The sequence below is a fragment of the Clostridium tarantellae genome, from assembly GCF_009295725.1.
Lineage (GTDB): Bacteria > Bacillota > Clostridia > Clostridiales > Clostridiaceae > Sarcina > Sarcina tarantellae.
This window is the reverse complement of the sequence record NZ_WHJC01000317.1, coordinates 1-3683: the sequence shown is the minus strand read 5'-3', so window position 1 is coordinate 3683 and position 3683 is coordinate 1. Positions and strand designations below refer to the sequence as shown.

The 3683-nt window shown below is 29.8% G+C and carries 2 protein-coding genes; both read right to left on the bottom strand.

Annotation, left to right across the window (positions count from 1 at the left end):
- Positions 1–37 precede the first annotated feature (37 nt).
- Positions 38–748, bottom strand: coding sequence for a pyruvate formate-lyase-activating protein (pflA, locus tag GBZ86_RS13705; protein ID WP_152891563.1), 711 nt, complete (start codon positions 746–748; stop codon positions 38–40).
- 109 nt (positions 749–857) lie between these two features.
- The gene (gene pflB, locus GBZ86_RS13700; RefSeq protein WP_152891561.1) at positions 858–3086 is read right to left on the bottom strand and encodes a formate C-acetyltransferase; all 2229 of its coding nucleotides are present in this window, start codon (positions 3084–3086) and stop codon (positions 858–860) included.
- Positions 3087–3683: the final 597 nt, after the last annotated feature.

The window sequence follows — 3683 nt, the reverse complement described above, 5'->3', positions numbered from 1 at the left end:
TTTTTAACCACCTTAGAAAACCACAATTTTACTATATTTATTTTTTAAAGATTTCTTCTTCCATTTCTTTAAGCAGTTCTTTATTCATAGGTTCTAGCCCTTCTAATTTATATTTTTGTCCTAAAACCTCATATTTATTAACACCTAATACATGGTATGGTAATAACTCTACCTTTTCTACATTTTTTAGTGTATCTATAAACTCTTTTAATTTTCTTAAATATTCTTTTGAATCAGTTATTCCTGGAACCACTACCTGTCTAATCCACATTTTTTTATTCATTTCTTGAACTATATTTAAGAATTTTGTTGATTCATTCATATCTAATCCTACTAAATTTTTATAACCTTCTGTATCAATATGCTTTATATCAAATAAAACTAAATCTACATACTTTAATATCTCTTCATATCTTCCTATGCCTACACCTGCAGTGTCTATTGTTGTATGTATTCCAGCCTCTTTACAAAGCTTTAAACATTCAATAAGAAAATCTGGCTGTAATAATGGTTCTCCACCAGAAAAAGTTACTCCACCACCTGAAGATTCAAAATAAGTTCTATATCTTTTTATTTTTGCAACTAATTGTTCTGGAGTATATTCTTCTCCACCTGACATTAACCAAGTATCTGGATTATGGCAATAAGCACATCTTAATTTACATCCTTGCATAAAAACAACAAACCTAATTCCTGGTCCATCAACTAATCCCATAGTTTCAATTGAGTGTATTCTTCCAATTGTCATATTAAAACTCCTCCTACTTCAATTATATTATTAAAAAGAGGGTAATAAGGTTTAACCTTATTTCCCTCTTTTATTATTATATATTTCAATCTAATATTTAATCTTTAAATTATAGGCTTTCGTGGAATGTTCTGCTTATAACTTCTAATTGTTGGTTTCTAGTTAATCTTGTAAAGTTAACAGCATAACCTGAAACTCTGATTGTTAATGATGGGTACTTCTCTGGATTTTCCATAGCATCCATTAAAGTCTCTCTGTTAAACACGTTAACATTTAAGTGATGAGCACCTTGTCCAAAGTATCCATCTAAAACAGCAACTAAGTTATTTATTCTTGATTCCGCATCTTTTCCTAAAGCATCTGGAACGATTGAGAATGTGTTAGAAACTCCATCTTCACATACTGATGCATATGGTATTTTAGCAACTGAATTTAAGCTTGCTAAAGCTCCGTTAGCATCTCTTCCATGCATTGGGTTAGCTCCTGGTGCAAAAGCTTCTCCTGCTTTTCTTCCATCTGGAGTTGAACCAGTTTTCTTACCATAAACAACATTTGAAGTTATTGTTAATATTGATAATGTATGTTTAGCATTTCTATATAATGGATGTTTCTTAAGCTCTGTTGAGAATTTATTAACAACTGCTACAGCTAAATCATCAGCTCTATCATCATCATTTCCGTATTTAGGGAAATCTCCGTCGATTTCAAAATCAACAGCTATTCCATTTTCATTTCTTACTGGCTTAACTTTTGCATATTTTATAGCTGATAATGAGTCAGCAACAACTGATAATCCAGCTATACCAAATGCCATTAATCTACCAACTTGTGTATCATGTAATGCCATTTGTCCTGCTTCGTAAGCATATCTATCATGCATGAAGTGGATAACATTCATTGTATCAACGTATAATTCAGCAATATATTCTAAAACTTTATTGTAGTTTTCTCTTACAACTTCATAATCTAAAACTTCATCATTAATTGGCTTTAATCCTTGAATTACTGTTTTACCAGTTTTCTCATCAACACCACCATTTATTGTGTATAATAAAGCTTTAGCTAAGTTAGCTCTAGCTCCGAAGAATTGCATTTGCTTACCAACTTGCATTGCAGATACACAACAAGCTATAGCATAGTCATCTCCGTACATAGGTCTCATAACTTCATCATTTTCGTATTGAATTGAATCAGTTTTTATTGATATTTCAGCACAGAATTTTTTAAAGTTTTCTGGTAATTTATCTGACCATAAAACTGTTAAGTTTGGTTCTGGTGCAGCACCTAAATTTATTAATGTTTGAAGATATCTAAATGAGTTTTTAGTAACTAATGACTTACCATTAATTCCCATACCTGCGATTGATTCAGTAACCCAAGTAGGATCTCCAGCAAATAAATCATTGTATTCTGGAGTTCTTAAGTGTCTTACTAATCTTAATTTTATGATAAATTGGTCTATCATCTCTTGAGCTTCTTCCTCAGTGATGATTCCTCTTTCTAAATCTCTCTCAATGAATATATCTAAGAAAGTTGATGTTCTTCCTAAAGACATAGCAGCTCCATTGTTTTCTTTTATTGCAGCTAAGTATCCTAAGTATACTGCTTGAACAGCTTCTTTTGCTGTTTCAGCTGGTTGTGATATATCGCAACCGTATTTAGCAGCCATTGATTTTATTGCTTGTAATGCTCTGATTTGTTCACTTACTTCTTCTCTACATCTTAACTTTTCTTCTACTGTATCAGCATCTATAGTATTGTAGTCAGCTTGCTTTTCAGCTATTAATCTATCTACTCCATATAAAGCTATTCTTCTATAGTCACCAATTATTCTTCCTCTACCATATGCATCTGGAAGACCAGTTAAAAGACCTGCTGATCTTGCTGCTCTTGTTTTTGAAGTATAAGCATCAAAAACACCTTGGTTATGAGTTTTTCTATAAGCATTAAAGTGATCTTTTATATCACTATTTAATTCATATCCGTACTCTTTTAAAGCACTTTCAACCATTCTCATTCCACCGAATGGATTAACTACTCTTTTTAATGGCGCATCTGTTTGTAGTCCAACGATAACTTCATTATCTTGGTCTATGTATCCTGCTTCATAGTTATCTATTCCAGATACTCTATCAACAGCAACATCGATGATTCCTTTTTTTATTTCTTCAATAATTAAAGCTTGAGCTTTATCCCAAACTTTTTCTGTTTTTGGTGATATACCTGCTAAGAAGTTTTTATCTCCTTCATACTGTTTATAGTTCTTTTGTATAAAGTTTCTTACATCTATAGTTTCAGTCCAGTTACCTTCTCTGAACCCTTCCCATTGTTTAAACATAGGTTAATCCCCCTCGCTAATTTCGTCATATTTTTAACAACTATTATTGATTTTCTTTACACATTTACTTTATCACGATGTATATATGTTTGTAAAGAGCTTGAGTATCGTTTACAAAAAAGTTTTTTACATTTATTTGAAATTAGATTATTGGCTACTTTTCGAATTTACTGACATTTGAAATATAATTTCATTCACCTTTCATTTGCTAGAATTAAAATAAGTTTTATACTATTAAAATGTCAGACTTTTAACATACTTTTTCATCTAATCACCACTTTTCTAAATACTTAGTATATTAAGTTTTTTATTATTTTTAAAAAAATATTTTATTTTTTTTATTTATATACAAAATTCTTTCAGTATTATTATGTATTTTTTCAATATTATTGTACATTTTTCCATTATATTTTATAAATTACTTTTTTACTCATTCAAAATTATTTTCTTTAAGTTTTTTATTTCTTAAACTATAAATTTATTTATTAATAAAAAATCTGCTTCGCAGACCACCTTCGGCACTTTAATTAAAGTTATCCACAAATTCTCAAAATTATAAGTTCCTAAAAAATAAAAAAACTATAAAATTAAAAGTAT